This window comes from Agrobacterium sp. DKPNP3 (assembly GCF_052686535.1).
On sequence record NZ_JBQYSN010000027.1, the window covers coordinates 16314 to 38260 of the forward strand.

The following is a 21947-nucleotide window of genomic DNA, read 5'->3' on the forward strand; positions in this document are numbered from 1 at the left end:
CTCAGAGAAAATTACCGCGATGTAACGAAACGGACATGTATCGGTAGTCTTCACGGGCGTAATCTTTTCCTCATACCCGGTGCGGCGGATCAGTGATTGCCGCCGGGTTTTGAAGGAGCAGGACGATGTGGACCAATATCAACAGGTTTGCCACCGCTGGTCTGGTTGCTTTGACAATTGCGGGCACCACAATTGCCACCACCAGCCAGGCGGAAGCGCGCAATAATTTCGGCCGCGGCCTTGCCGCAGGCATTGCCGGCACGATCATTGGCGGAGCGCTGATTGCCGGGGCAAGACATCCGGGCTACGCTTACGGCCCGGCCTATTATGCGCCTGCATACGGTCCGCCTGTTTACGCTTCTCCGGCCTATGGTCCGCCTGTTGTCTACCAGCCGGTCTATCCCCGCTGCCATGTGGCCTGGAGGCAGAATGCCTGGGGCGACATGTATCGGGTCAGGGTTTGTGATTGATCGACAGGCAGACCGGCGGCGTGCAGAGCGTCGCCGGTTTTTTGCATGTTTCAGCTAGCGGCTGTCTTCCGGCGTGATGCCGACGGCCACATTCTGGTCGGTCGCGGCGATCGAGGCGGGCAGCGGTACTTTTCTCTGCTTTTCACGGATCAGCGTCAACAGGCCAGAGCCTACAATGAGGGCGATGCCGATCAGCATCCATCCATCGATACGATCACCGAAAATCAGATAACCGAACAGGATGGCCCAGAGCATCTGGCTATATTGCGTCGGGCCGATCATCGCGGCCGGCGCATATTGGGCGGCATACATGACCAGGACGTTGCCGAGCGCGCCGAGCAGGCCATATCCCGCCAGCAGCAGCCATTGTTCGCCACCCGGCATGATGAATGTCGGCACCATGGCGATGCCGCTGATGGTGAGACAGCCGAGCACGCCGGCGCCATACAGCGAGACGTTTTTTTCCGATGGGCCCATGGCGCGGAAGATGACGATGCTGAGCGCGCCGCTGAAGCCGCCGATGATGGCACCGAGATGACCGATGCCAAGTTCACGGAAGCCCGGCCGCAGGATGACGAGCACGCCAAGGAAGCCGATGATGACGGCGGACCAGCGGCGGATGCCGACCTGTTCCTTCAAGAACACCACCGACATGATGGTGACGAAGGAGGGGAGCAGGAAGATCAGCGCGAAGGCTTCGGCCATGGACAGATGGGTGAAAGCGGTGACGCTGCCGACCGCGCCCGTGCCGGCGGCGAAAAAACGGATGATCCACAAAGGCCGGTTGGTCGTCTTTACCACATCCAGCCAGCTGTCATTGCGCTTGCGGATGAAGGGTAGGGCGACGAGGCCGAACAGGGCTCCGAAGAAGGCCGATTCAATCGGCGAAATCTGGCCTTCAATGAGTTTAACGCTGGCATCGCTCCAGGCATAAGCAGCGAAGGCTGCAAAGGCGAGCAGAATGCCTTTCAGGGTCTGGTCGGACACGGAAACACCGGCAAAAATCGAGTTGTTGAAAACCGCCGGTGATTTGACCGTCAGTTCATCGATCTATGCTCGTCCGCCTTGATTTTTGCAATATCCCGCAATGCAGCAATCAGGACATCGGGTGTTTGTGCACCGCTTATGGCGTATTTCTGGTCGATGATGAAAAAGGGCACGCCGGCGACACCCATCTGCTGGGCAGCATCGATTTCAGCGATGACCGTATCCTTGTCCGCATCTGAAGCCAGCAGCCGCTCCACCACTTTCGCATCCATGCCAGCCTTTGCTGCAATGTCTGTCAGCACGGTGTGATCGCCGATATTACGGCCCTCTTCGAAATTGGCCTTGAACAGGCCGGTCACGACGCGTTCCTGAACGTCGCGGCCTTCGGAATGGGCCCAGAGCGACAGGCGGTGGGCATCGAGCGTGTTCGGGCCGATCTTGATCGCGTCGAAATCGTAGTTGATGCCGACGTCCTTGCCCAGCTGGACCAGCGTCGCATGGGCCTGTTCCAGACGTTCCTTGCCGAGCTTTTCCTCGAGTGCGGCTTTCTGGTCGACGCCTTCTGGCGGATAATCGGGGTTGAGGCGATAGGGACGCCAGTTCACATCGACGCTGATTTCGTCCTGCACCTCGGCAATGGCAAGATCGAGCCGAGCTTTGCCGAGATAACACCATGGGCAGACCATGTCCGATACGACGTCGACAACGATGCGTTCCATGGCTGATATTCCTTATATGATCGACATGATGGCGGCAGGTTATTGCGCCCGCGCATCCCACCAGGTCTGTTTCTGATTGCCCTGTATGGGTGTCATATCCGGGCGGTCGATATATTTCCAGCGCGCGACCCATTGGGCGCCGATATAATAGAGCGGAATGATATAATGTCCCGCCACCAGCAGGCGGTCGTAGGCGCGCACGGCTGCCTGGAAATCTTCCGTCGAACGGGCCTGCAACAACGCCTCTATCATCCGGTCTATATCTGGATTGGCAACACCTGCATAATTGAAGCTGCCCTGCGCATCGCGCGACAGCGAGTCCCAGCGGTTCAGCTGCTCCATCCCGGGCGAAAGCGATGAGGGCAGGGAGCGAATGATCATGTCGTAGTCGAAGCTGTTCGAGCGGGCCTGGTATTGCCCGTCATCGACCGAGCGGATGCCCATGGCGACGCCGATCAGGTTCAGCGAGCGCTGATAGGCAAGCGCGATGCGTTCCTGCGCCGGATTCTGCGTCATGATTTCGAAGGCGAGCTGGCGGCCATTGGCATCGGACATCCTGCCGTTCTTGATGCTGTAGCCCGCCTCTTTCAGCTTGTCGACGGCCATTTTCAGAACCTTGCGGTCGGCGCCCGTGCCGTCCGTGGTCGGCAGGGCGTAGGTGCCGGCCAGCAGTTCCGGCGGCATGGATTTTGCGGCATCGCCCAGCAACGCCAGCTCACGCTCGTCGGCGGCGTTACCATAGGCGCCGAGCGGCGAGTTCTGCCAGTAGCTCTGGGTGCGCTTGAAGGAGCCGCCGAGGATGTTTTTGTTCATCCATTCGAAATCGAACGCATAGGTCAGGCCTTCGCGTACCTTTTCGTCGGCAAAGACGGCGCGGCGGGTGTTGAAGACGAGGCCGAACATGCCGGTCGGCAGGCGCGGCTGGAACACGTCCTTGACGATATCGCCGCGATGGACGGCCGGAAAATTATAGGCCTGTCCCCAATGGGAGGTATCGGAGGTGCCGTTGATCGCATCGCCTTCGGGGTAGATGTCGATATCACCTTTCTTGAAGGCCTCGAACATGGTCGTGACCTGGAGGAAATAGGTGATGCTGATCTCGTCGTAATTGTCGAAGCCGACTTTGCCGGGAATATCCTTGCCCCAGTAATCGGGGTTTCTCTCCCAGATGATTCGCTCGCCCGGGCGCAGCGTCTTGATTCGGTAGGGGCCGGAGCCGATAACGTCGCCAAGGCCCGCCTGTTCGAATTTTTCAGGATCCGTCGCATGTTTCGGCAGGATCGGTGTCGAGGAGGCGAGAATGAGCGGGGTCTCGCGATTCGCCTTGTCGTTGAAGGTGAAGCGCACGCTGCGATCGCCGGTCTTCTCCATCTTGGCCACGCCCGCGAGACGGGTGTTGAAGGGCGGCCGGCCCTTCTCCTTGAGGAGGTTGAAGCTGAAGATCACATCGTCAGGCGTGACGGGCTCGCCATCCGACCATTTTGCCTTGGAGTTGATGTTGAACTGGACAAAGCTTCGCTCCTCGTCCCACTCCACGGTTTCGGCCAGCAGGCCATAGAGGCTGAAGGGCTCGTCGCTGGAGCGCAGCATCAGTGGCTCGTAAAGCAGATTGCCGAATTCCGGATCCCAGACGCCGCGCGCCGTGGTGCGCATTCCCTTGAGAACGAAGGGGTTCAGGCTATCGAACGTGCCGACCACGCCATAGGAAATACGCCCGCCTTTTTTCACGTCCGGATTGACATAGGGCAAGTGCCGGAAATCGGCAGGAAGGGCAGGTGTGCCATGCATGGAGATGCCGTGCAGCGGCTGTGCCTGCGCGGCGCCGCCTGGAAGCAGGGATGATCCCAAAAGGAACAATGCGGGGATGAGGGCCGCAAGGTTGCGCATGTTATTATCCTGTCTAACTGTCCGTCCGATGATCGTCACGATGGCTTATCGTCATGATTCTGGCAGATATGTAGCACAGGGACATTGCACGACCCATGCGGGAGCGGGAAATCTTGGCTCCGCTCAAGAAAAAGTTAAAGAAGTGCTGGATATCGCCGCGATCGGCATGTAACAGGGTGGCCGGAAGAGACGGGTCACGCATTTGCCTCATTTAAACGACAGTTGAACGGGCAGAAGGATACCGCCATCGGCGAACAGGACTTTGCGGTTCTGTTCTGGCAGACATTCAGGAGACGGAACTCTTATGATGCACAAGGCAAACACATTCACCCGGACGGCTCTGTCCGCTCTGGTCCTTTCTCTCGGCGCAGTTTCCGCTCCGGCCATCTCGCAGGCGCAGGATGCTGCCCCGGCTGCCCAGGGCGGCGCTGGCGCTCCTCCGCTCGGCTGGTTCAAGACCTGCTCCAAGCAGGAAGACAACGATGTCTGCGTCGTGCAGAACGTGGTTCTCGCCCAGAATGGCCAGATGATTACGGCAGTCGGCCTCATCACCGTTGAAGGCAAGGTCAACCGCAAGCTGTTGCAGGTTTCCGTTCCGACCGCGCGTCTCATTCCTCCTGGTGTGATGATGCAGATCGACGGCGGCAAGGGCCAGAAGCTCGACTACGCCGTTTGCCTTCCCGACAAGTGCACGGCCGAAGTTCCGCTGACGGATGCCATGATCGCGTCGCTCAAGAAGGGTAGCGAGGTGGTCTTCACCTCCATCAACTTCCGCCGCGCGCCGAACCCCATCAAGATCGCGCTTTCCGGCTTCACTGGCGCCTATGACGGCCCGGCGATCACGCAGTCGCAGTTGGCCGAAAGCCAGCGCAGCCTGCAGGAAGGCATGCAGAAGAAGGCCGAAGAGGCTCGCAAGAAGCTGGAAGCCGCTCAGGACGCTGCCAAGGGCGCGCCGAAGCCCTGATTTCCAGCGCAAGCTTCAGAAAAAATAGAAAACCGGTCTGGCGACAGACCGGTTTTTTTATGCGTGTTCGACATCCCGGGAGGAGGGAGATGCTTGGCGGGCGTCAATGCGCCGTGGACATTTTCGGACGCCATTCCCCGTTTGGCGCCTTGTCAAAGATGCGGCCGATATTGGGATTTCTCAGCGGCGTCTCGTTTTCGTCGTGGACGAGGTTCTGCTCGGAGACATAGGCGACGTATTCCGTCTCGTCGTTTTCGGCGAGGAGATGGTAGAAGGGCTGGTCGCGTTCCGGCCGAATTTCCGCAGGGATGGCATTCCACCATTCCTCGGTATTGGAATATTCCGGGTCCACGTCGATTACCACACCGCGGAACGGAAACACCTTGTGGCGAACGATCTCGCCAAGCGTAAATTTTGCGTCTCTTTGTTTCATGGCATGTACTTCCTTTCCCAATATTAGTTGGGTGTAGATTAGGAAATATCAAGGGCTAGCGGTCGTGGTGGCGGCCTGCCGAAAGGCTCAGCGCTTTCTGCCAATCGGCGCGGTGGCCAGAATGACGCCGCCCGTGACCAGCACGATGCCGATGGCGTGGTAGCTCTCGAAAGTCTCGCCGAGGAACAGCGTCGCCATGACGATTGATACTGGCGGCATCATGTAAAGGGTAATGCCTGCCGTCGCCGGGCCGAAAACGCGTACCGTATGGGTGAAGCAATAAAAGGCGAGAAGCGAGGCGAAGAGAATGATGCCGCCGATTTTCGCCCAGGCCAGGCCTGTCGCGGGCAACATGCCGCCCTGCGCCAGTTCCAGTGCCGCTGGCGGCAGAAGCACCAGCGCGCCGGAAAAGGCGATCAGCCCAAAAAGGCTGAAGGAGGCCATCTGCCGGGCCGCCGGATCGCGCAGAAGCAGCGAATAGATCGCGAAGGCGATGGCGGCGGTCAGGATCGCGAAATCGCCAATGTTGAAATTCATGTGACGCAGCGCGGAGAGGTCGCCCTTGAGCACGATGGCGGCAACGCCGGTAAATGCGATCACCATGCCGGCCACTTCCAGCCTCCTGATGACCCGGCCCTGGAAGATGCGCTGGAACAGGATGATGAACAGCGACGACGTGGTGTAGATCAGCGTGCCGTTGGCGGCCGTCGTCATGGTGAGACCCCAATAGACCACGCCCCCGCAGACGCCCATGCCGAGCATACCCAGAATGAGCCAGAGCAGCGTCTTGCGCCGGACGAAGGCAAGGCAATTGCGCCAGTCGGCCACCAAGAAAGGTGCGATGATGAGGGTCGAGCCGATCCAGCGGATGAAGGCGGCGATGAAAGGCGAGACTTCGCCGACGACGCCACGGCCGAAAATGACGTTGCTGGAGAAAAAGAATGGCACAGCCAGAAAGATGAGCCAGTCCGTAAAGCGTGCGGGCTGAGAGACTGGTTTCGTTGGCATGGGCTTGCGTCACATCAGTAGAATAAAAAACGGCGGCTTTCCGGGGAAAACCGCCGCGATGACTGGAGCGCCCCGGTGGAGCGCTCGCAGGACCGATCAGGCCGAGTAGTACATGTCGAATTCGACCGGGTGAGGGGTCATTTCGAAACGCATGACTTCCTGCATCTTCAGCTCGATGAAGCTGTCGATCTGGTCGTCGTCGAACACGCCGCCGGCGGTCAGGAACTTGCGGTCCTTGTCGAGGCTTTCCAGCGCTTCACGCAGCGAACCGCAGACGGTTGGGATCTTCTTCAGTTCCTTGGCGGGAAGGTCGTAAAGGTCCTTGTCCATCGGCTTGCCGGGGTGGATCTTGTTCTTGATGCCGTCGAGGCCGGCCATCAGCATGGCCGCAAAACCGAGATAGGGGTTCTGGGTCGGGTCCGGGAAGCGGACTTCGACGCGCTTGGCCTTCGGATTGGAGCCGAAGGGGATACGGCAGGAGGCGGAACGGTTGCGCGCGGAGTAAGCGAGCAGAACCGGCGCTTCATAACCCGGCACCAGACGCTTGTAGGAGTTGGTGGTGGGGTTGGTGAAAGCGTTGATCGCCTTGGCGTGCTTGATGATGCCACCGATGTAATAGAGGCAGGTCTCGGAAAGACCGGCATATTCGTCGCCCGCGAAGGTCGGCTTGCCGCCCTTCCAGATTGACTGGTGAACGTGCATGCCCGAGCCGTTGTCGCCGAAGATCGGCTTCGGCATGAAGGTTGCCGTCTTGCCATAGGCATTGGCGACCTGGTGCACGACATACTTGTAGATCTGCATCTTGTCGGCGCTGGAGACGAGCGTATCGAACTTCACACCCAGCTCGTGCTGTGCAGCAGCCACTTCGTGGTGATGCTTTTCGACGACGACACCCATTTCGGCGAGAACCGTCAACATTTCGGAACGCATGTCCTGCAGGCTGTCGATCGGCGGAACCGGGAAGTAACCGCCCTTGACGCGCGGACGGTGACCGAGGTTGCCGGTCTCGTAGTCGGTGTCGTCGTTGGACGGCAGTTCGGACGAATCGAGCTTGAAGCCGGTATTGTAGGGGTCTGCCTTGTACTTCACGTCGTCGAAGACGAAGAATTCAGGCTCGGGGCCGACGAAAACCGTGTCGCCGATACCTGATGCCTTGAGGTAGGCTTCGGCCTTCTTGGCGGTGCCGCGCGGGTCGCGGTTGTAGGCTTCGCCCGAAACCGGGTCGAGAATGTCGCAAAGGATGACCAGGGTGGACTGGGCAAAGAACGGATCGACATGGGCCGTGGCCGGATCGGGCATCAGCACCATGTCGGACTCGTTGATGGCCTTCCAGCCGGCGATCGAGGAGCCGTCGAACATGACGCCATCGGCGAACATGTCTTCGTCCACACAGACAATGTCCATGGTGACGTGCTGCAGCTTGCCCTTGGGGTCGGTAAAGCGCAGGTCCACGAACTTGATGTCGTTATCCTTGATCTGCTTCAAGATATCGTTTGCGGTCGTCATTTAAACATTTTCCTTGAGTGTGATGATGACGAGGTGAAAACCCAAGCCTCCCCGGCTCGGGACGTTTTTAATTATATGGCGTCAACGCCTGTTTCACCGGTACGGATGCGGATGACTTCCTCGACATTGGAAACGAAAATCTTTCCATCGCCGATGCGTCCTGTCTGTGCCGCATTGCGGATCGCCTCAATGACGGCCTCCGCATTCTCATCTGCCAATACGACTTCGACTTTCACTTTCGGCAAAAAGTCCACAACGTACTCTGCACCGCGGTAGAGTTCCGTGTGTCCCTTCTGACGACCAAAGCCTTTTGCTTCCGTGACCGTGATTCCCTGAAGACCGACTTCCTGAAGGGCTTCCTTCACTTCGTCGAGCTTGAAAGGCTTAATGATCGCTTCGATCTTTTTCATGAGAAAATATCTCTCCGCTTCTCCCGTTAAAGCAGGTAAATCCCGCTCTGCCACAAGAATGCACGTATTGTGCCAGATCGGAAGCCAGCTTGAAGAAAAAACTTCGCTCACCGGCCCCACCAGCACAAAATGCATCTAGTTTTTGCGATTTTCCAGCCAATTTCTCGTCAGACTCCGAAAAAATCATCTGCATTTCGACCGATTTGTATTATTTTAGTAATTTTGAATATTTATAATTTTATGATCGCTTAAATGTTGATTTGTTTATATTTTATGCAATTGACTATTATTTCCTCACTCAAATCTGCTCATTTTTGTATCGATTGCCTTTGCCGCGTTTTGCAGGGATGATCGGGGTATGACATCTCTTAGGCACCTGCTTCTCATCGCCCCCGAAACTATGGCCCGGATCGACGCGGCAACCGGCCAGTCAGGCATCCCGCTTTATGACCTGATGGAGCGGGCGGGCCAGGCGGTCGCAGCTTCTGCGTTTCGGCACTATCCGCAGGCGCGGCGTTTTGTCGTTCTCTGTGGAGGCGGCAATAATGGTGGCGATGGTTATGTGGCGGCGCGGGCGCTTCTGCGGAGCGGAGCGGCGGTGACGGCTCATCATCTGGACGATGTAGACGCTCTGAAGGGTGACGCGCGGCGAGCATTCGAGCGGAGCGGTGTCAAGCCTTTGCCCCTGGCTGAATACGCGCCGCAGCCGGGCGATGTGGTGATCGACGCCGTTTTCGGAGCGGGACTTTCTCGCGATGTTCCGCAAGAGCTTGTGCGCGTGATTGATGCCGTTTCGGCGGCGAAAGTTCCGGTTCTTGCGGTCGATCTGCCGTCAGGGCTCTGCGGCCGACGGGGCGTTCCTCTCGGGGCGGCGTTCCGGGCGGAACGGACGGTGACCTTCATGGCACGCAAGCCGGGGCATCTGCTGATGCCGGGGCGGGAGCTGTGCGGCTCGCTGGAGGTTTTCGATATCGGCATTCCCTCGCGCATCCTGCTCGATCATGCGGGGTCTGTATCGGAAAACGATCCGCTTGTGTGGCGCGATGCCTTGCCCGCGCGGGAGATCGAAACCCACAAATTCCGCCGAGGGCACCTGACGGTCTTTGCCGGCCCGCCGCACGCAACGGGTGCCAGCCGCATGACGGCGATGGCGGCGATGAAGGCAGGCGCAGGCATCGTCACCGTTGCAGCGCCCAGGAAAGCGCTGGACGTGCTCTCGGTGACTTTGACGGCGGTGATGAACACGCCGATGGACGACGAGGACGAGCTTCGCGCGTGGCTCGACGACAATCGCCACGGCGCCTTTGTGATCGGTCCGGGGTTCGGCGATCTCGACAAGGCAAGGCGGTTCGTGTCGCTGCTTGGAGACAAGGCTGTCGTGCTGGATGCTGACGCGATCACCGCATTCAAGGCGCAGACCGACACCCTGTTCGAGGCGATCCGAGCCGGGCAGGGCAAATTCGTGATGACGCCGCATGAGGGTGAATTTGCCAGACTGTTTCCCGATCTTGCCGACGACAGGACGCTGGGCAAGATTGAGAAGGCGCAAGAAGCGGCGGCTAGAAGCGGCGCCGTGCTGGTTTACAAGGGCGCCGATACCGTCATCGCTGCCCCCGATGGCAGGGCAGTCGTTAACACCAACGCACCGGCAAGCCTTGCCACGGCGGGTTCGGGCGATGTGCTTGCGGGTATTGTCGGCGCGTTGCTGGCGCAGGGAACGCCCACTTTCGAGGCAGCTGCCGCCGGTGTCTGGCTGCACGGTGAGGCGGGCCATCGGGCCGGAGATGGCATGACCGCGGAGGACCTCGCCCATGCGGTCCGGCCGTTTGGGTGATGTAGGATACTCATCTTCACTTCCGTCACCCCGAATTCGGTCCAGGGTCCCGCTCGATCAAGTCCTTAATCGCGAGATACTCTTTCAGGCGCCGACGCGCCGTGGCTGGATGCCGGAGCAAGTCCGGCATGAGGGAGATGCTTCGTCTTCGATCTGCCTGCGATCGTGTCCGAGGCATTTAAGGCCGCGACTTCAATGCGCGGCTTTGCCCGCCTGGCTCGCCATTGCCATTCGTGACGCGCTCATCAACAGTTTGCGCTCGGCGCGTTCCTGCTGCGGCGTGCGATTGTAGATTTCGCGATAACACTTCGAAAAATGCGAGGCGGAAACGAAACCGCAGGCAACCGCAACCTCAACGACCGGCATTGCGGACTGGATCAGCAGATGCCGTGCGCGATCAAGGCGGATCTCGAGATAATATCGGGCGGGGGAGCGACCCATTTCCTGGCGAAAGAGGCGTTCTACCTGCCGCCGCGACAGATCGGCGGCATCGGCAATATCCAGAAGCGAAAGCGGTTCCGACAGATTGCCTTCCATCAACTCGATAATCGAAAGAACCTTGCTGTTCTGGACACCAAGTCGTGCACGCAGTGGCAGGCGCTGGCGATCGTTCGGGCTGCGCACCCGGTCCGTCAGCTGCTGTTCGCAAACGCGGTTGACGAGGTTCTCACCGAAATCCTGGCCGATCAGGCTCAGCATCATGTCCAGCGATGCGGTCCCGCCGGCGCAGGTGTAGATGTTGCTGTCGACTTCGTAGAGGTCAGCATAGACCTCGACCTGCGGAAAGGCTTCGGCAAAGCTCGGGAGGTTCTCCCAATGGATTGCGCAGCGCTTGCCATTGAGAAGTCCCGCCTCGGCGAGAATGTGGGTGGCCGTACAGAGGCTGCCGAGCGTGATGCCGCGATTATAGGCTTCGCGCAGCCAGGCATTGACGGATTTATTGCCGTATTGCTCCACATTCAGACCCGAACAGACGATTGCCATATCCGGACGCTTTTCACCGTTGATGAAACGTCGTTCGTCGGCAAGACAGGTATCGGCCTCAAGACAGATACGGCTTGAGGACATGACCTTGCCGCCATCCAGAGACGCCAGGCGCCATTGGTAGGCCGTGTAACCCAGCATCTGGTTGGCCAGGCGAAGTGTCTCGATGGCTCCGGTAAAAGGCAGCATGGTAAATTGCGGAATGAGAAAAAAGACGATTGAGCGCTTTTTCTGGGAGTCTCTGCTCATTTGCCCGTGCTCCGTTGCGAATACACAATTCCTCTCTTGGAATTGGTATTCTGGATGTCCCCATTGCGACATCTTTCGCGAAAAATACGTCGCGAAAATGGAGCTGTCAAAGAATCGCTTTTGAAATAAGCAAATTTTGCGATGCGCCTTCTAAACAGGCGGTCTGTCGCATGCAAAACAGGCAGGCTTATTTGCGCCCTTCATGATATAACTCAAGATTATAGTGGTGGCTCGCAATGCATTCAAAGATTGCGAGCCAAGGGGGCGGCCATCACTTGCGGATGTCGCGCATGCTGGGGGTTTCGGCTGTCGGCCATCCAATGTCCTTTAAGGTTTCGGGCGGCAGGCCCTCCAGTGTACGAAGCATCCTGTCGCGGCGCCATTCCGCGTAACGGGCAGCGACCTGTTCTGAGAGGCGATTGAGCCAGCCTCCGGGTGACGGACGATGTGGAGACCGGTTCGTTACCGGCAGATAATGTACCATGGTCATGTCTTTGTCCTTTCGTGAACCACGATCCTGTTTGCGACTTCGGTATGCGCTTGCCTGTTTCATCAGGCAATAGAATGAATCTTATGTCATTCATCAAATTTCGGAATGAATTGTCGAGCAGGGTGTAACTCTATCAATGCCTTTGACACTCATTCCCGGCGACCAGTGCGCGCCATCAATGCATGTCAGAAGGATGCGCCTCGGTTGACATTCAATCAAACGAAATGATATCCATCTATAAATCAAAATATTTGAAGGTACGTGCCATGACCGTGACTTTCCGCCAACCACTGCCGTTGCTGGATAACGACATCTTGAGAACCTTCGTAGCAATTGCGGAAACAGGGAATTTCTCCACCGCTGCGGAAGTCGTGTTCAGGACGCCTTCGGCCGTTTCCATGCAGATCAAGAAGCTGGAGGAGCAGTTGAAGACGACGCTCTTCCTGCGAGACGCGCGCTCCGTCACCTTGACCGCGCACGGCGAGACGCTGCTCACCTACGCGCGGCGCATGATCGCGCTTTCCAATGAGGCGGTGTCGCGTTTCGTCATGCCGGAACTGTCGGGTGTCGTCCGGTTGGGCGCGCCGGAGGATATTGGCGAGCGTGGCCTGCTGCCAGGCATCCTCAAGCGTTTTGCCGATGTTTTCCCGGGCATCATGATCGACGTCACCATCGATTCCAGCTCCAATCTTTACAAGCGCATGGATGAACGGCGGCTTGACCTGGCCCTCGTCAACTGTGCCTCGCATCCATTGCGCGACACCGGCGAGGTGTTGATGCGCGAGCGGCTGGTCTGGGCCGGCGCGAAATGCGGGACTGCTCATCTGCGTGATCCGCTGCCGATCTCGATCTGGGAAGAAGGCTGCATCTGGCGCTCGGAAGCGATCAACTCGCTGGAACGGCGCGGGCGCAATTTCCGTGTGGCCTATCTCAGCGGCCATACCATGGCGCAACGCGCGGCGATCGTGGCGGATCTTGCCATCGCGCCGTTGCCGCGCTCCTATGTCCAGAACGACATGGTGATCCTGGGTGACAAGGAGGGCCTGCCGGAGCTTGGCAGTTTCGATATCCGCCTGATCATGGGTGATAAGGCCTCACGCCCGGTTCTGGCCGTGGCGGAGAGCATTCGAAATGCTTTTGGAGAGGTTGCCAAGGCGGCCTGATATCGCAGGCAGGCGCAGCGGCCACGCTGGTGCGCAGCCTCTAGCACTTGCTATCCCGTCATCGAATCCGGGGACAAGGCGTGGGCGGTTGGGTCCCTTTTCCAACTTCCGCGTTGAACCAGCCAGTCGGCTGAATTCTGCAGGCCGCCGAAGGGGAAGACGTGAATTTGCTGGATCGGCCCTTGCGTATTGGCGCGCCAGTGACGCTCAATCGGGCCCACGACACCCTCCGGCGAATGGCCTTTTGCAAGCGTCGTCAAGGACAGCGCGTTTTTCTTGAGATAGGCGATGGAGTTGCCGACCCCGCAGAGGGCGGCATATTTCAGAAGCGTCGTAATTTTGGCCGGGCCGGACACACCGATATGCACCGGCAAATCGATGCCGGAGAGGGCGAGCCCCTCCGCCCAGGCGATAAAACGGCCGGGATCGAAACCGAACTGGGTGACGATGCGCATGTCGGCGTCCGTTCGTTCGGCAAACTCGCGTTTCAGCTTCAGCGCGTTTACGGCAATATCGTCGCTGAAGTCCGGGCTGCCCTCCGGGTGGCCGGCAATGGCGATCTGCGTGATACCACAACTGTCCAACAGGCCCATCGAGAGCAGGTCCATGCTGGATGCGAAGGGTCCCACGGGCCGGTCGACGCCACCGCCGACAACAAGGACATCGGTCACGCCCGCTTCGCCCGCCAGCCGCCTTACCTGTTCCTCAAATCCTGCGCGGGAGGGAAGGCGCCGTGCTGCGAGATGCGGCACTGGCATATAACCCAGGTCGCGCAGATGCGCTGCGGCTTGCACAAGCTTTTCCTGCGAGGCCGCCCCGGTACCGGTAAGATAGACCCGCACACCCTTCGGAAAAACACCGGATAGATCAGTCGCGCCGAGCACCTGCGCGGGCGAGGCTTCGATGGAGGCGGGGATAGCGGACGTGGTGACGTTATCGGGCAATTTGTGCATGTTCCTTTTTATTATCATGCACGGATTTCAGGGCGAAGTCTGTAGTTGTTGCGGCAAGACAGGCCTGCATCTGCGACGAAGCTCGCTTGCCGCTGCCTCCACGGCCGTCACCAGATTCGTTTCGTCAGGCCGTTCCAGAGCCATGTCCAGATTGTCGGCGGAAACCGCAGGACGGATCGGCCGTGGGAAGGTGGCTGTGGCGAGAGGCTGCCGGAAAATGCGTCTTCTATGGCGCTGATGGCGATATCGACCGAACCCGCCGTCAGAAGCAGCGGGTAGGTAGCGATGGTGTCGGAAGAGGAGGGTTTCAACCGCTTTTCATAAAGCGTTGCGCCGGTATCGACGCCCTTGTCCACCAGATGCACGGTTGCGCCGAAGTTACCGCGGTCCTTTTCCACAAGCGCCCAATAACCGCCCATCTGGCCGCGATAGGCAGGGTTGATACCGGCGTGGAAATTGATGACCGGGCAGCGGAGGGAACGCAGTGTCTGTGCCGTCAGCAGGCGGCAGGAAATGGTGAAGATCGCCGCCGGTTCCAGCATATTGACGGCCTTGCGGCATTCCTCGTCATTGAGCGAGGTAAAGCGAGTAACGGGAATGTCGGGAGAGAGGTCTGCGACAAGACCGTGCTCGGCGATGATCTCACTGCTTCTTCGGGCGGCGACACGTTTGCCAAGCCGGGAAACGATCATCGTCGCCATCTGGCCGAGAGCAACAATCCAGCCGAGCCGCCGCGCCCGTCGCTTCAGAATGGCTAGTTTGCCCTCCGGCTCTTCCAGGAACACGTGAATATCCGGGAACTGCGCCGAGAGCGCGTTGATCATGACATTGGGGTTCACGCCGCCCGCCGTCATCACCAGGAGCCGTTTGTTGAATTCGGTCATGTCGCCCACGGAAGTTATCCTAAACCAGCACTGCTGCTGGAGTGTCGCCTGTGAAGTTCAAAACCATGTTAATTTTCATCGACGGGATTTTTTGAAACGCCGCTGGAACCGTTTTTTTGGACTCACGTTATTGTGACGCACATCACATCGGCGCTTGCCGTGGACGGCAAGTCATAGGGGAGTTGTTTCACATGATCACACGTATTCTTTCTACCGTTTTCGTGGCTTTGCTGACCGTTGTCACCCTGAGTTCCTGCGGCAATACCATCCGTGGTATGGGCCGCGATACGGCAAACGCCGTTGACGCAACGCAGGACGCCGGACGCAGCGTCGACCGCGCCGCTCGCCGCTAATACAAGCTCCCCTCTCGGAAAGGTGTTACCCGAAAAGTCGGGTGACGCCTTTTCTTTGTCCTGATTTGCCTGTGAGTGTTCGCCCGACGAGAATCAGGTGGGCGGTCATGATGTATTCGATGAAGAAACTGGCGCAGGTGCTGCTACCGTTGTTATTACCGTTTTCGGCGCAGGCAGCCGGGCAGGCGGATTTTTGCAAGACCATCGATCATGCCGGCGGACGCTATATCGTTTGCAGTTTCGATCCGGCAAAATCCACCATCCGCATCTATGACCGCGACCCTGTCTCCGGGCAGGGATATCGCAGCTTCGCCGATCTGTCGTCGGCCCTGTGGCGACAGCATATGTTCAGCGTTTTCGCCATGAATGGCGGCATGTATCACTCCGACTATTCCCCCGTCGGGCTTTTCATCGAAAACGGCATGGAGCGGTCGCGCATCATTAGCGGCGGCGGCTGGGGAAATTTCCATCTGCTTCCCAACGGCGTGTTTTATTTAAAGGGTGCGGCCGCCGGCGTTCTGGAAACGCAAGCCTATCTGGCGGCCGATCCCAAGCCCGATTTCGCCACCCAGTCCGGGCCGATGCTTGTCATCGACGGCAAGCTTCACCCACGTTTCCTGCCCGATAGCGACAGTCTGAAACGGCGCAATGGCGTCGGTGTCTCCCGCAACGGCATGGTGCATTTCGCCATTTCCGAAAACACTGTCCGTTTTTACGATTTCGGCACGCTGTTTCGGGATGTGCTGGATGCGCCAAATGCGCTTTATCTCGACGGCACTATCTCCAGCGTCGATATCCCTGCCATGAACCGGCGGGATCAGCTGTTCCCGATGGGGCCGATCATCGCCGTGGTCGACCGCGTGCCGGACTGACCGGAAACGTCAGATCGGCGCCTTGGGATAGGCTTTTTCAAGCCCGGCCGATGACGTCAGCCCCTTTCGGAAAGCGAGATAGGCAGGATGCTGGCTGGCCTTGGCCGTTTCCGCCAGACGGATTTGCAGGCGGGCGGGGGCATTGCTGCCGAGCCATTCGCCTGCGGCTTCAAGTTTAAGGCTGTTGAGGAAGCGCGCATTGGCCTGCTGGTCGAGGTAGAGATTGATGCCGGCCAGCAAATTCTCGTCCTGCACCGCATTTTCCATCAGTAACAAAACCCACGCCTTGTCCTCACTTGTGAGCGCCGTCAGTTTTGACGCGACCGTATCTCTGTCGGGAAAGGAAGAAGCCTGCTGCATGAAAGACTCGCCTCGTTGCTGTTGGCATCGTCGATAGAGCAGGGGCTGTGGCCTTTCAAGACAGCGCGCGCGTGGCCGGTCAAAATTCGACCACTGCGTGCCGCACAGGCACCTCTTCAACAGGGGTTTGTGGAAAAGCTTTAAATAACGGTTACACTTTAGCCTAAATTGCGGCGACACCGACAAACGTCCATCTTTGGGACAGTCCTGTAAGGCCTTGTTTTTTCACATACCTATGCGCCGCGCGAATGGCAGACCGTCAAAAACGCCTTCATTTAGCCGCTTTTTGCATTTGCGTTCCGCGCCGGATTTTAATAAATGCTTGCTCCAACGGGCCGGGTCTTGAAGATCCCCCGGAGAGTGAATAGCTGGAGTAATCATGGAAGAAACCGCTCAGAAATCCTGCTGGGGCGTCACCTTGCGCGCACTTGCAGGCTTTGCCGCTTTTCTCGCATTGACGTACATTTTTGGCAGCCCATAAGCATCTCTCCTGAATGACGGGTTTTTGAAACGGCGCGGTTTTCCTCTGGAAACCGTGCTGTTTTCGTTTCAGGACCTTCATGTCGCAGCTGCAAAAGCCGGTGCCGCTCTTTTGTGGCGATCCGTTTCAGCTTTGGATATGATGCGGTGGAATCCATGACGCAGGGTATATTTCATGTTTCTTTCGGTCTTCGACGTTTTCAAGATCGGCATCGGTCCGTCCAGTTCGCATACAATGGGGCCAATGACGGCCGCCAACCGTTTCCTGGCGCTTATCCTCAGTGACGAGTGGCCACGTCCTTCGGGTGCTGCCGTGGCGCAGCTGAAGGTCAGCCTGCACGGCTCGCTTGCCTATACGGGTATTGGCCACGGCACGGGGCGTGCCGTCGTTCTGGGCCTCACGGGTGAGCAGCCCGATCTCGTCGATCCCGACGCGATGGATGCGATCATCGAGGGCGTCGAGAAGGCGGGCACGGTGACGCCGCCCGGCCATCCCTCTTACGTTTTCCGCCCGGCCGAAGATCTGGTGTTCGACAAAAAGAACCCGTTGCCCGGCCATGCCAACGGCATGACCTTCTCCGCCTTCGACAACCAGGGCCGGCTGCTCTTGAAGCGAATCTATTATTCCGTCGGAGGCGGTTTCGTCGTCACGGATACGGAGCTGGAGGCGATCAAGCAACGCGGCAAGACCATCGATAATGGCCCGCGTGTACCCTATCCGTTCGGGACGGCGCGGGAAATGCTCGAGATGGCGGCCCGTTCCGGCCGCACCATCGCCCAGATGAAGCGGGCGAACGAGGAAACGGTTGTTTCCCGCGAGGAACTGAACGCGCGTCTCGACCAGATCTGGGACGCCATGAACGGCTGCATCGAACGCGGCCTGAAAGTGGATGGCATCATGCCGGGGGGCCTGAAGGTTCGCCGCCGCGCCCGCTCCATTTACGAGAAGCTGAATGCGGAATGGCGCAGCAACCGGTTGAACCCGGTCATGGCCAATGACTGGCTCAGCGTCTACGCGATGGCGGTCAACGAAGAAAACGCCGCCGGCGGCCGCGTCGTTACCGCGCCCACCAATGGCGCGGCCGGTGTGGTTCCGGCGACCGTGCGTTACTTCCGGCATTTCCACGAGGATGCGACGGTTGACGACGTGCGCGACTTCCTGCTGACGGCGGCCGCGATCGGCGGCATCATCAAGCACAATGCCTCGATCTCGGGAGCCGAAGTCGGCTGTCAGGGCGAAGTCGGGTCGGCGGCTGCCATGGCGGCTGCGGGTCTGGCCGCCGTCATGGGGGGCTCACCCGAACAGGTGGAGAATGCTGCGGAAATCGCGCTCGAACATCATCTCGGCATGACCTGCGATCCGATTGCGGGCCTCGTTCAGGTGCCCTGCATCGAGCGTAATGCGCTCGGCGCCGTCAAGGCGGTGACCGCTGCGTCGCTGGCGCTGAAAGGCGACGGCCAGCATTTCGTGCCGCTCGATGCCTGCATCGAAACCATGCGTCAGACCGGCAACGACATGAGCGAGAAATACAAGGAAACCTCCACCGGCGGCCTCGCCGTCAACGTTGTGGAGTGCTGAGTGTGCCGGGCGGCAGGTGTCCTACGGATGCTTGACGCCCGCCGCAAAAAGGCATTGATAGGGGCATGCCTCTACATCTCATCAAATTGTGCGTCGGTGCGGATTCCATCCAGGACTTGAGGGAATGGGTCGCGCACCGTTCGCTGACAGCCATTGCCGCTGGCCTTGAGCCGCACAGTGTCCACACCACCCGGATGATCCCGAAGCGGGTCGAGGAACTGCTTGAAGGCGGTTCGCTCTACTGGGTGATCAAGGGACAGGTGCAGGCCCGGCAGAAACTTCTCGATATCCGATCCTTCAAGGGCGAGGACGGTATTTCCCGCTGCGACCTCGTTCTTGGCCCGGAGGTCATTGAAACGTCGCCGGCACCCAAGCGGCCGTTTCAGGGCTGGCGCTACCTTCAGGACACGGAAGCGCCGCGTGATCTCGGCGGTGGCACGGGCGGTGAAGACATGCCTTCCGATCTCCGGCGTGAACTGGCCGAGCTTGGCCTGCTCTAACGGTGTCGGAGCAAAAAGAAAAAGCCGGCCCTTCGCACAGGCCGGCTTTGTGATTCTGGGGAGACGGGACGGTTACGGCGGTCAGTTGATCCCGCCGACCGCCGTGGTGGCGCGGCCATCCTGAATCTTCACCCAGCGACCGGGGTTGGCGCTGTCCTGACGCTTCAGGTAGGTGTATTCGGTCTCAGACCAGTTCATGACCTTGTTGCGCATGTTGTCGAGAATGAAGTCACCGCGATCCGTGCGCACGGTCAAAACGGCGTGGCCTTCGCCATTCGGCTGCAGAACGACCGTTATCAGCAGGTTGGACGCGGAGAAGCCCTTGTTCATGAGCATCTTGCGCTTCAGAAGAACGAAATCTTCGCAATCGCCGACTGTGGTCGGATAGGCCCAGCGCTCTTCGACACCATAGATTTCCATGTCCGTCATCGGCGTGATGGTGGTGTTGACGGTATAGTTGACGTCGAGCATCGTCTTCCAGCGCTCTTCGTTCAGCTTCATCGGCCCGGTATCGAGCGAAGTCGGCTGGCACTCGCTCTGATAGGTCTGGCAGAATTCATAATGGCCGATTGGCGGATTGGCCTTGCCGATGACGCGCATGCCGGCGGCGGGCGATGCGCTTGCCTGATGTGCGACGGCGCTGACGACGAATGCGATCAGGGCGAATACGAAACGGTGGTTCTTGTTCATTGCTTGTCTCCCCGTGGTGAGGAGACATTCGCAGCTATATTTTGACCCGTCGGAAATTTGCGTGGCGCAATTTGAGCTTAAATTTCAGCAAATTAGCCGTTGTTTTGAATTGTATTTGAGTCAGTTTTTACGCTTATTCGAGGCAAATTTTATTACAATTTTACGCATCATGATCTTAGGTTTTTGGTAGTCATTTAGCGCGCTGAATAAACAGCGATTTTTAGATCCGGATGGCTCTGGCGGCAATACGCGACTGGCCCCGCTCCGTGTAACGGGAGTGCGAATTCCCGTTATGGGATGGTTGTCCCATGCTGAAACAAGTGCGAAAATCGGGCAAAAAAAATTCAAGAAAATTCGCATTTTTTACGGAAAAAGATGTGCGGAGGGCATTTGGATGGCCTTCAGACCGCGAAGGATCCGCGTTGGGCGAGGGGATGGGTCGTGAGAAGCGCGCCACTTCGTGCGGCTCGGACACCTTCGTGAGCGGTAATGTGTAAAGCGCTCGAAAGCCAGATGCGCCAACGAGGCTGCAATCGTGGTGGCTCAGCAAGGGGGTGCGTCTTGCGGTGCAGGGATCGTCGGGGTTTGGCGATGATGTCAGGCGGACCCGCGATAAAACGCGATGCGTTTCTGGTGCTGGAAGACTGTCGTCTTTTATACGCTTAGAGAAACTCGATCAGCGCGTCGGGCGACTGCACCCTGTCGAATTCAACAGCGACACCTTCCATGAAGTGACGCACGATTTTGCCGCTCATGTTCTTGCCAAGCTGCACGCGGGTACCGAGCGGCGGTCGGTTTTCAATCTCTATGGCGGCGCCGGAAAGGGAAAGGTCGATAAGCCGGCAGGCGACGAGTTTGCCGTCTTCCAGAACGAGCTGTGCCCTTGCATTGCGTGGCGTCAGGCGGTCATGGCGGCGGTCTTCCGGCAGTCCGAGCAATTGGCGCTTGGCGATCCAGGTGAGCTGGGCTGCGAGCTTTTCCCGCTTGCGCTCCGGCGCGTTGATGGAGATGAGGAAGCCGGAAGCGGTGAGGGAACTCACCGTGCCTTCAATACGGCCGATATGTTGAAGATAGGCGATCACGCGGTCGCCGCGCCGGGCAATGCCCGAGCAAGTGAACTGCGCCTTTTCGGCGGTCATCTCGATGGCGGTGCAATCATATTCTTCGTGGTCGGGCAACATGAGGCGGCCGGTGAAAGACACACGGACCGCATCGTCAAGCGGAGCTTCCTCAACCGGGCGCTGAATTTGGGCGGTGTTGACCGAGCGGGACGAAAACATGGGCATCGCAATTGTAATGAATGATGATGCCTCTTTCTAACGCGTGCCAGTTAACAGACTGTATTGCCTGATATCTACAATTTTTCCATTTACGGCAATGATGGCAGTATTGACCTACTTTATTGTTCTCTATGGCGGCGCACATTGTTTGATGTCGCCGCCATGCTCGAAGTGTGTCACAGCCGTCCTGTGAAGGGAGCGGCCGTCGCGCTGGTGCTGGACGTTCGGTCTTTGGGCGCCACGTCCAGACGCAAGAGCCTGCTGCTTTTCATGGAGAGGCATCGGATCGGCGTCGCGAAATTCACCCGTGGTCTTTCAGCCAGGAGGGCACCGAGTAGCCTTGGGGCGGTGTCCATCTCTGTCAGCAGCGGCAAAAGGAGCATTTCAAACGCCAGGGGCGCGGCACCGTGCTCGTCTTCAGCTTCGACGTCGAAAATCACCGGCAACTGGTGTTGCAGGATACCGCGCGCAACGCGGCAGGGGAAAACGGCATTGGCCTCATTCCACAGTTCAGAAAAAGGACGGTCCCGCAATTCCTGGCCAAACAGGTCGCACAGACGCGTGCCGGCGAGGCGGAAATAGGGCGTATTCTCTCCCTTGTCGGTCAGAATGAAAAGATCGCCAAGGTGATGTTTCAGTTTTGTGGGGTCTATGTCCTCGCGGCGAGGGGCTGAGCGCTTACCGCGCAGGTCATCCCAGTAGGCATATATGTCCAGTCCGGCCATGCTCTTCATAGCATTTCTCCATGTTCGCTTCTGGGACATCATGTCCATCCGAACGTCTGCATCTGGAGGAGTAGCGATTTTCGTGCCACACGGATCCGTTAATGTTAACAGAAGGTTGATATTGATGAGCCGCGATAGCCGTGGCATCGGCTCGGGCATGTCGGGGA

General features: G+C 58.5%; 24 protein-coding genes. 8 read left to right on the forward strand and 16 right to left on the reverse strand.

What is annotated here, in order from left to right; genetic code table 11:
• The first annotated feature begins 125 nt into the window (after window positions 1-125).
• Window positions 126-470: a hypothetical protein gene (locus tag ACUTJJ_RS10070; RefSeq protein ID WP_144573999.1), complete on the forward strand. Its 345-nt coding sequence runs from the start codon at window positions 126-128 to the stop codon at window positions 468-470.
• A 54-nt stretch (window positions 471-524) separates the two neighbouring features.
• Here the strand turns inward: ACUTJJ_RS10070 and ACUTJJ_RS10075 are convergent, their stop codons facing one another.
• Genes ACUTJJ_RS10075 through ACUTJJ_RS10085 form a run of 3 tightly spaced genes read right to left on the reverse strand, consistent with a single transcriptional unit; the run spans window position 525 to window position 4063 of the window.
• On the reverse strand, window positions 525-1457 hold the full coding sequence (locus ACUTJJ_RS10075; protein WP_144574001.1) for a DMT family transporter: 933 nt from the start codon (window positions 1455-1457) through the stop codon (window positions 525-527).
• 50 nt (window positions 1458-1507) lie between these two features.
• A complete protein-coding gene (locus ACUTJJ_RS10080; RefSeq protein ID WP_063948795.1) occupies window positions 1508-2176 on the reverse strand; it encodes a DsbA family oxidoreductase in 669 nt (222 codons plus the stop codon).
• 39 nt (window positions 2177-2215) lie between these two features.
• Window positions 2216-4063 carry an extracellular solute-binding protein gene (locus tag ACUTJJ_RS10085; protein WP_445542030.1) on the reverse strand — a complete coding sequence of 616 codons (1848 nt, stop codon included), beginning with the start codon at window positions 4061-4063 and terminating at the stop codon, window positions 2216-2218.
• Between the two features lie 304 nt (window positions 4064-4367).
• Between ACUTJJ_RS10085 and ACUTJJ_RS10090 the strand changes: the two genes are divergently transcribed.
• Entirely contained in the window at window positions 4368-5027 is a 660-nt protein-coding gene (locus ACUTJJ_RS10090) for an invasion associated locus B family protein (protein ID WP_063948797.1), read from the forward strand.
• A gap of 103 nt (window positions 5028-5130) precedes the next feature.
• On the opposite strand, the gene hspQ is transcribed toward ACUTJJ_RS10090, so the two are convergent.
• The 4 genes from hspQ to ACUTJJ_RS10110 form a co-directional block, all read right to left on the reverse strand.
• Entirely contained in the window at window positions 5131-5460 is a 330-nt protein-coding gene (gene hspQ, locus ACUTJJ_RS10095) for a heat shock protein HspQ (RefSeq protein ID WP_063948798.1), read from the reverse strand.
• A gap of 87 nt (window positions 5461-5547) precedes the next feature.
• Window positions 5548-6468 (reverse strand): DMT family transporter, encoded by a 921-nt coding sequence (locus ACUTJJ_RS10100; RefSeq protein WP_445542031.1) that lies wholly within the window; start codon window positions 6466-6468, stop codon window positions 5548-5550.
• Between the two features lie 96 nt (window positions 6469-6564).
• The gene (gene glnA, locus ACUTJJ_RS10105; protein ID WP_063948800.1) at window positions 6565-7974 is read right to left on the reverse strand and encodes a type I glutamate--ammonia ligase; all 1410 of its coding nucleotides are present in this window, start codon (window positions 7972-7974) and stop codon (window positions 6565-6567) included.
• Window positions 7975-8045: 71 nt separating this feature from the next.
• The gene (locus ACUTJJ_RS10110) at window positions 8046-8384 is read right to left on the reverse strand and encodes a P-II family nitrogen regulator (RefSeq protein WP_003515720.1); all 339 of its coding nucleotides are present in this window, start codon (window positions 8382-8384) and stop codon (window positions 8046-8048) included.
• Between the two features lie 358 nt (window positions 8385-8742).
• Here ACUTJJ_RS10110 and ACUTJJ_RS10115 point away from each other — a divergent pair, with 358 nt between their 5' ends.
• Entirely contained in the window at window positions 8743-10218 is a 1476-nt protein-coding gene (locus ACUTJJ_RS10115; RefSeq protein ID WP_445542032.1) for an NAD(P)H-hydrate dehydratase, read from the forward strand.
• Between the two features lie 192 nt (window positions 10219-10410).
• Here the strand turns inward: ACUTJJ_RS10115 and ACUTJJ_RS10120 are convergent, their stop codons facing one another.
• A complete protein-coding gene (locus ACUTJJ_RS10120; RefSeq protein ID WP_063948802.1) occupies window positions 10411-11451 on the reverse strand; it encodes a GlxA family transcriptional regulator in 1041 nt (346 codons plus the stop codon).
• 271 nt (window positions 11452-11722) lie between these two features.
• A complete protein-coding gene (locus ACUTJJ_RS10125; protein WP_063949102.1) occupies window positions 11723-11941 on the reverse strand; it encodes a hypothetical protein in 219 nt (72 codons plus the stop codon).
• A gap of 224 nt (window positions 11942-12165) precedes the next feature.
• On the opposite strand from ACUTJJ_RS10125, the gene ACUTJJ_RS10130 reads away from it, so the two are divergent.
• On the forward strand, window positions 12166-13104 hold the full coding sequence (locus ACUTJJ_RS10130; protein ID WP_172801597.1) for a LysR family transcriptional regulator: 939 nt from the start codon (window positions 12166-12168) through the stop codon (window positions 13102-13104).
• Window positions 13105-13154: 50 nt separating this feature from the next.
• Here the strand turns inward: ACUTJJ_RS10130 and ACUTJJ_RS10135 are convergent, their stop codons facing one another.
• Together ACUTJJ_RS10135 and ACUTJJ_RS10140 are read right to left on the reverse strand one after the other, a co-directional pair.
• Window positions 13155-14075, reverse strand: a complete 921-nt coding sequence (locus ACUTJJ_RS10135; protein WP_445542033.1) for a methylenetetrahydrofolate reductase — start codon at window positions 14073-14075, stop codon at window positions 13155-13157.
• Window positions 14076-14164: 89 nt separating this feature from the next.
• A complete protein-coding gene (locus ACUTJJ_RS10140; protein WP_445542050.1) occupies window positions 14165-14941 on the reverse strand; it encodes a formyl transferase in 777 nt (258 codons plus the stop codon).
• Between the two features lie 191 nt (window positions 14942-15132).
• Between ACUTJJ_RS10140 and ACUTJJ_RS10145 the strand changes: the two genes are divergently transcribed.
• Window positions 15133-15294, forward strand: coding sequence for an entericidin domain-containing protein (locus tag ACUTJJ_RS10145; protein WP_004442283.1), 162 nt, complete (start codon window positions 15133-15135; stop codon window positions 15292-15294).
• A 107-nt stretch (window positions 15295-15401) separates the two neighbouring features.
• Window positions 15402-16166, forward strand: a complete 765-nt coding sequence (locus ACUTJJ_RS10150; protein ID WP_445542034.1) for a phosphodiester glycosidase family protein — start codon at window positions 15402-15404, stop codon at window positions 16164-16166.
• Window positions 16167-16175: 9 nt separating this feature from the next.
• Here the strand turns inward: ACUTJJ_RS10150 and ACUTJJ_RS10155 are convergent, their stop codons facing one another.
• Window positions 16176-16526, reverse strand: a complete 351-nt coding sequence (locus tag ACUTJJ_RS10155; protein WP_445542035.1) for a hypothetical protein — start codon at window positions 16524-16526, stop codon at window positions 16176-16178.
• Between the two features lie 271 nt (window positions 16527-16797).
• The gene (locus tag ACUTJJ_RS10160) at window positions 16798-17088 is read right to left on the reverse strand and encodes a hypothetical protein (protein WP_209088080.1); all 291 of its coding nucleotides are present in this window, start codon (window positions 17086-17088) and stop codon (window positions 16798-16800) included.
• 93 nt (window positions 17089-17181) lie between these two features.
• On the opposite strand from ACUTJJ_RS10160, the gene ACUTJJ_RS10165 reads away from it, so the two are divergent.
• Together ACUTJJ_RS10165 and ACUTJJ_RS10170 are read left to right on the forward strand one after the other, a co-directional pair.
• Window positions 17182-18585, forward strand: coding sequence for an L-serine ammonia-lyase (locus ACUTJJ_RS10165; RefSeq protein WP_063948806.1), 1404 nt, complete (start codon window positions 17182-17184; stop codon window positions 18583-18585).
• A gap of 65 nt (window positions 18586-18650) precedes the next feature.
• Window positions 18651-19085 carry a DUF1489 family protein gene (locus ACUTJJ_RS10170; RefSeq protein WP_445542036.1) on the forward strand — a complete coding sequence of 145 codons (435 nt, stop codon included), beginning with the start codon at window positions 18651-18653 and terminating at the stop codon, window positions 19083-19085.
• Between the two features lie 81 nt (window positions 19086-19166).
• Here the strand turns inward: ACUTJJ_RS10170 and ACUTJJ_RS10175 are convergent, their stop codons facing one another.
• The 3 genes from ACUTJJ_RS10175 to ACUTJJ_RS10185 all read right to left on the reverse strand — a co-directional run bounded on the left by ACUTJJ_RS10175 (window position 19167) and on the right by ACUTJJ_RS10185 (window position 21789).
• Window positions 19167-19775, reverse strand: coding sequence for a transglutaminase-like cysteine peptidase (locus tag ACUTJJ_RS10175; RefSeq protein WP_063948808.1), 609 nt, complete (start codon window positions 19773-19775; stop codon window positions 19167-19169).
• 662 nt (window positions 19776-20437) lie between these two features.
• Entirely contained in the window at window positions 20438-21055 is a 618-nt protein-coding gene (locus tag ACUTJJ_RS10180; protein ID WP_445542037.1) for a PilZ domain-containing protein, read from the reverse strand.
• Window positions 21056-21231: 176 nt separating this feature from the next.
• Window positions 21232-21789 carry a PAS domain-containing protein gene (locus tag ACUTJJ_RS10185; protein ID WP_445542051.1) on the reverse strand — a complete coding sequence of 186 codons (558 nt, stop codon included), beginning with the start codon at window positions 21787-21789 and terminating at the stop codon, window positions 21232-21234.
• Window positions 21790-21947: the final 158 nt, after the last annotated feature.

Bases quoted from the DNA above. Each gene is read 5' to 3' on its own strand.
- ACUTJJ_RS10100 (WP_445542031.1), bottom strand. From the start codon at position 6,468: ATGCCAACGAAACCAGTCTCTCAGCCCGCACGCTTTACGGACTGGCTC.
- ACUTJJ_RS10155 (WP_445542035.1), bottom strand. From the start codon at position 16,526: ATGCAGCAGGCTTCTTCCTTTCCCGACAGAGATACGGTCGCGTCAAAA.
- ACUTJJ_RS10135 (WP_445542033.1), bottom strand. From the start codon at position 14,075: ATGATAATAAAAAGGAACATGCACAAATTGCCCGATAACGTCACCACG.
- ACUTJJ_RS10150 (WP_445542034.1), top strand. From the start codon at position 15,402: ATGATGTATTCGATGAAGAAACTGGCGCAGGTGCTGCTACCGTTGTTA.
- ACUTJJ_RS10165 (WP_063948806.1), top strand. From the start codon at position 17,182: ATGTTTCTTTCGGTCTTCGACGTTTTCAAGATCGGCATCGGTCCGTCC.
- ACUTJJ_RS10110 (WP_003515720.1), bottom strand. From the start codon at position 8,384: ATGAAAAAGATCGAAGCGATCATTAAGCCTTTCAAGCTCGACGAAGTG.
- ACUTJJ_RS10080 (WP_063948795.1), bottom strand. From the start codon at position 2,176: ATGGAACGCATCGTTGTCGACGTCGTATCGGACATGGTCTGCCCATGG.
- ACUTJJ_RS10160 (WP_209088080.1), bottom strand. From the start codon at position 17,088: ATGAAGGTCCTGAAACGAAAACAGCACGGTTTCCAGAGGAAAACCGCG.
- ACUTJJ_RS10170 (WP_445542036.1), top strand. From the start codon at position 18,651: ATGCCTCTACATCTCATCAAATTGTGCGTCGGTGCGGATTCCATCCAG.
- ACUTJJ_RS10070 (WP_144573999.1), top strand. From the start codon at position 126: ATGTGGACCAATATCAACAGGTTTGCCACCGCTGGTCTGGTTGCTTTG.
- ACUTJJ_RS10115 (WP_445542032.1), top strand. From the start codon at position 8,743: ATGACATCTCTTAGGCACCTGCTTCTCATCGCCCCCGAAACTATGGCC.
- ACUTJJ_RS10185 (WP_445542051.1), bottom strand. From the start codon at position 21,789: ATGAAGAGCATGGCCGGACTGGACATATATGCCTACTGGGATGACCTG.
- ACUTJJ_RS10085 (WP_445542030.1), bottom strand. From the start codon at position 4,063: ATGCGCAACCTTGCGGCCCTCATCCCCGCATTGTTCCTTTTGGGATCA.
- hspQ (WP_063948798.1), bottom strand. From the start codon at position 5,460: ATGAAACAAAGAGACGCAAAATTTACGCTTGGCGAGATCGTTCGCCAC.
- ACUTJJ_RS10125 (WP_063949102.1), bottom strand. From the start codon at position 11,941: ATGACCATGGTACATTATCTGCCGGTAACGAACCGGTCTCCACATCGT.
- ACUTJJ_RS10180 (WP_445542037.1), bottom strand. From the start codon at position 21,055: ATGTTTTCGTCCCGCTCGGTCAACACCGCCCAAATTCAGCGCCCGGTT.
- glnA (WP_063948800.1), bottom strand. From the start codon at position 7,974: ATGACGACCGCAAACGATATCTTGAAGCAGATCAAGGATAACGACATC.
- ACUTJJ_RS10120 (WP_063948802.1), bottom strand. From the start codon at position 11,451: ATGAGCAGAGACTCCCAGAAAAAGCGCTCAATCGTCTTTTTTCTCATT.
- ACUTJJ_RS10145 (WP_004442283.1), top strand. From the start codon at position 15,133: ATGATCACACGTATTCTTTCTACCGTTTTCGTGGCTTTGCTGACCGTT.
- ACUTJJ_RS10140 (WP_445542050.1), bottom strand. From the start codon at position 14,941: ATGACCGAATTCAACAAACGGCTCCTGGTGATGACGGCGGGCGGCGTG.
- ACUTJJ_RS10090 (WP_063948797.1), top strand. From the start codon at position 4,368: ATGATGCACAAGGCAAACACATTCACCCGGACGGCTCTGTCCGCTCTG.
- ACUTJJ_RS10130 (WP_172801597.1), top strand. From the start codon at position 12,166: ATGATATCCATCTATAAATCAAAATATTTGAAGGTACGTGCCATGACC.
- ACUTJJ_RS10175 (WP_063948808.1), bottom strand. From the start codon at position 19,775: ATGAACAAGAACCACCGTTTCGTATTCGCCCTGATCGCATTCGTCGTC.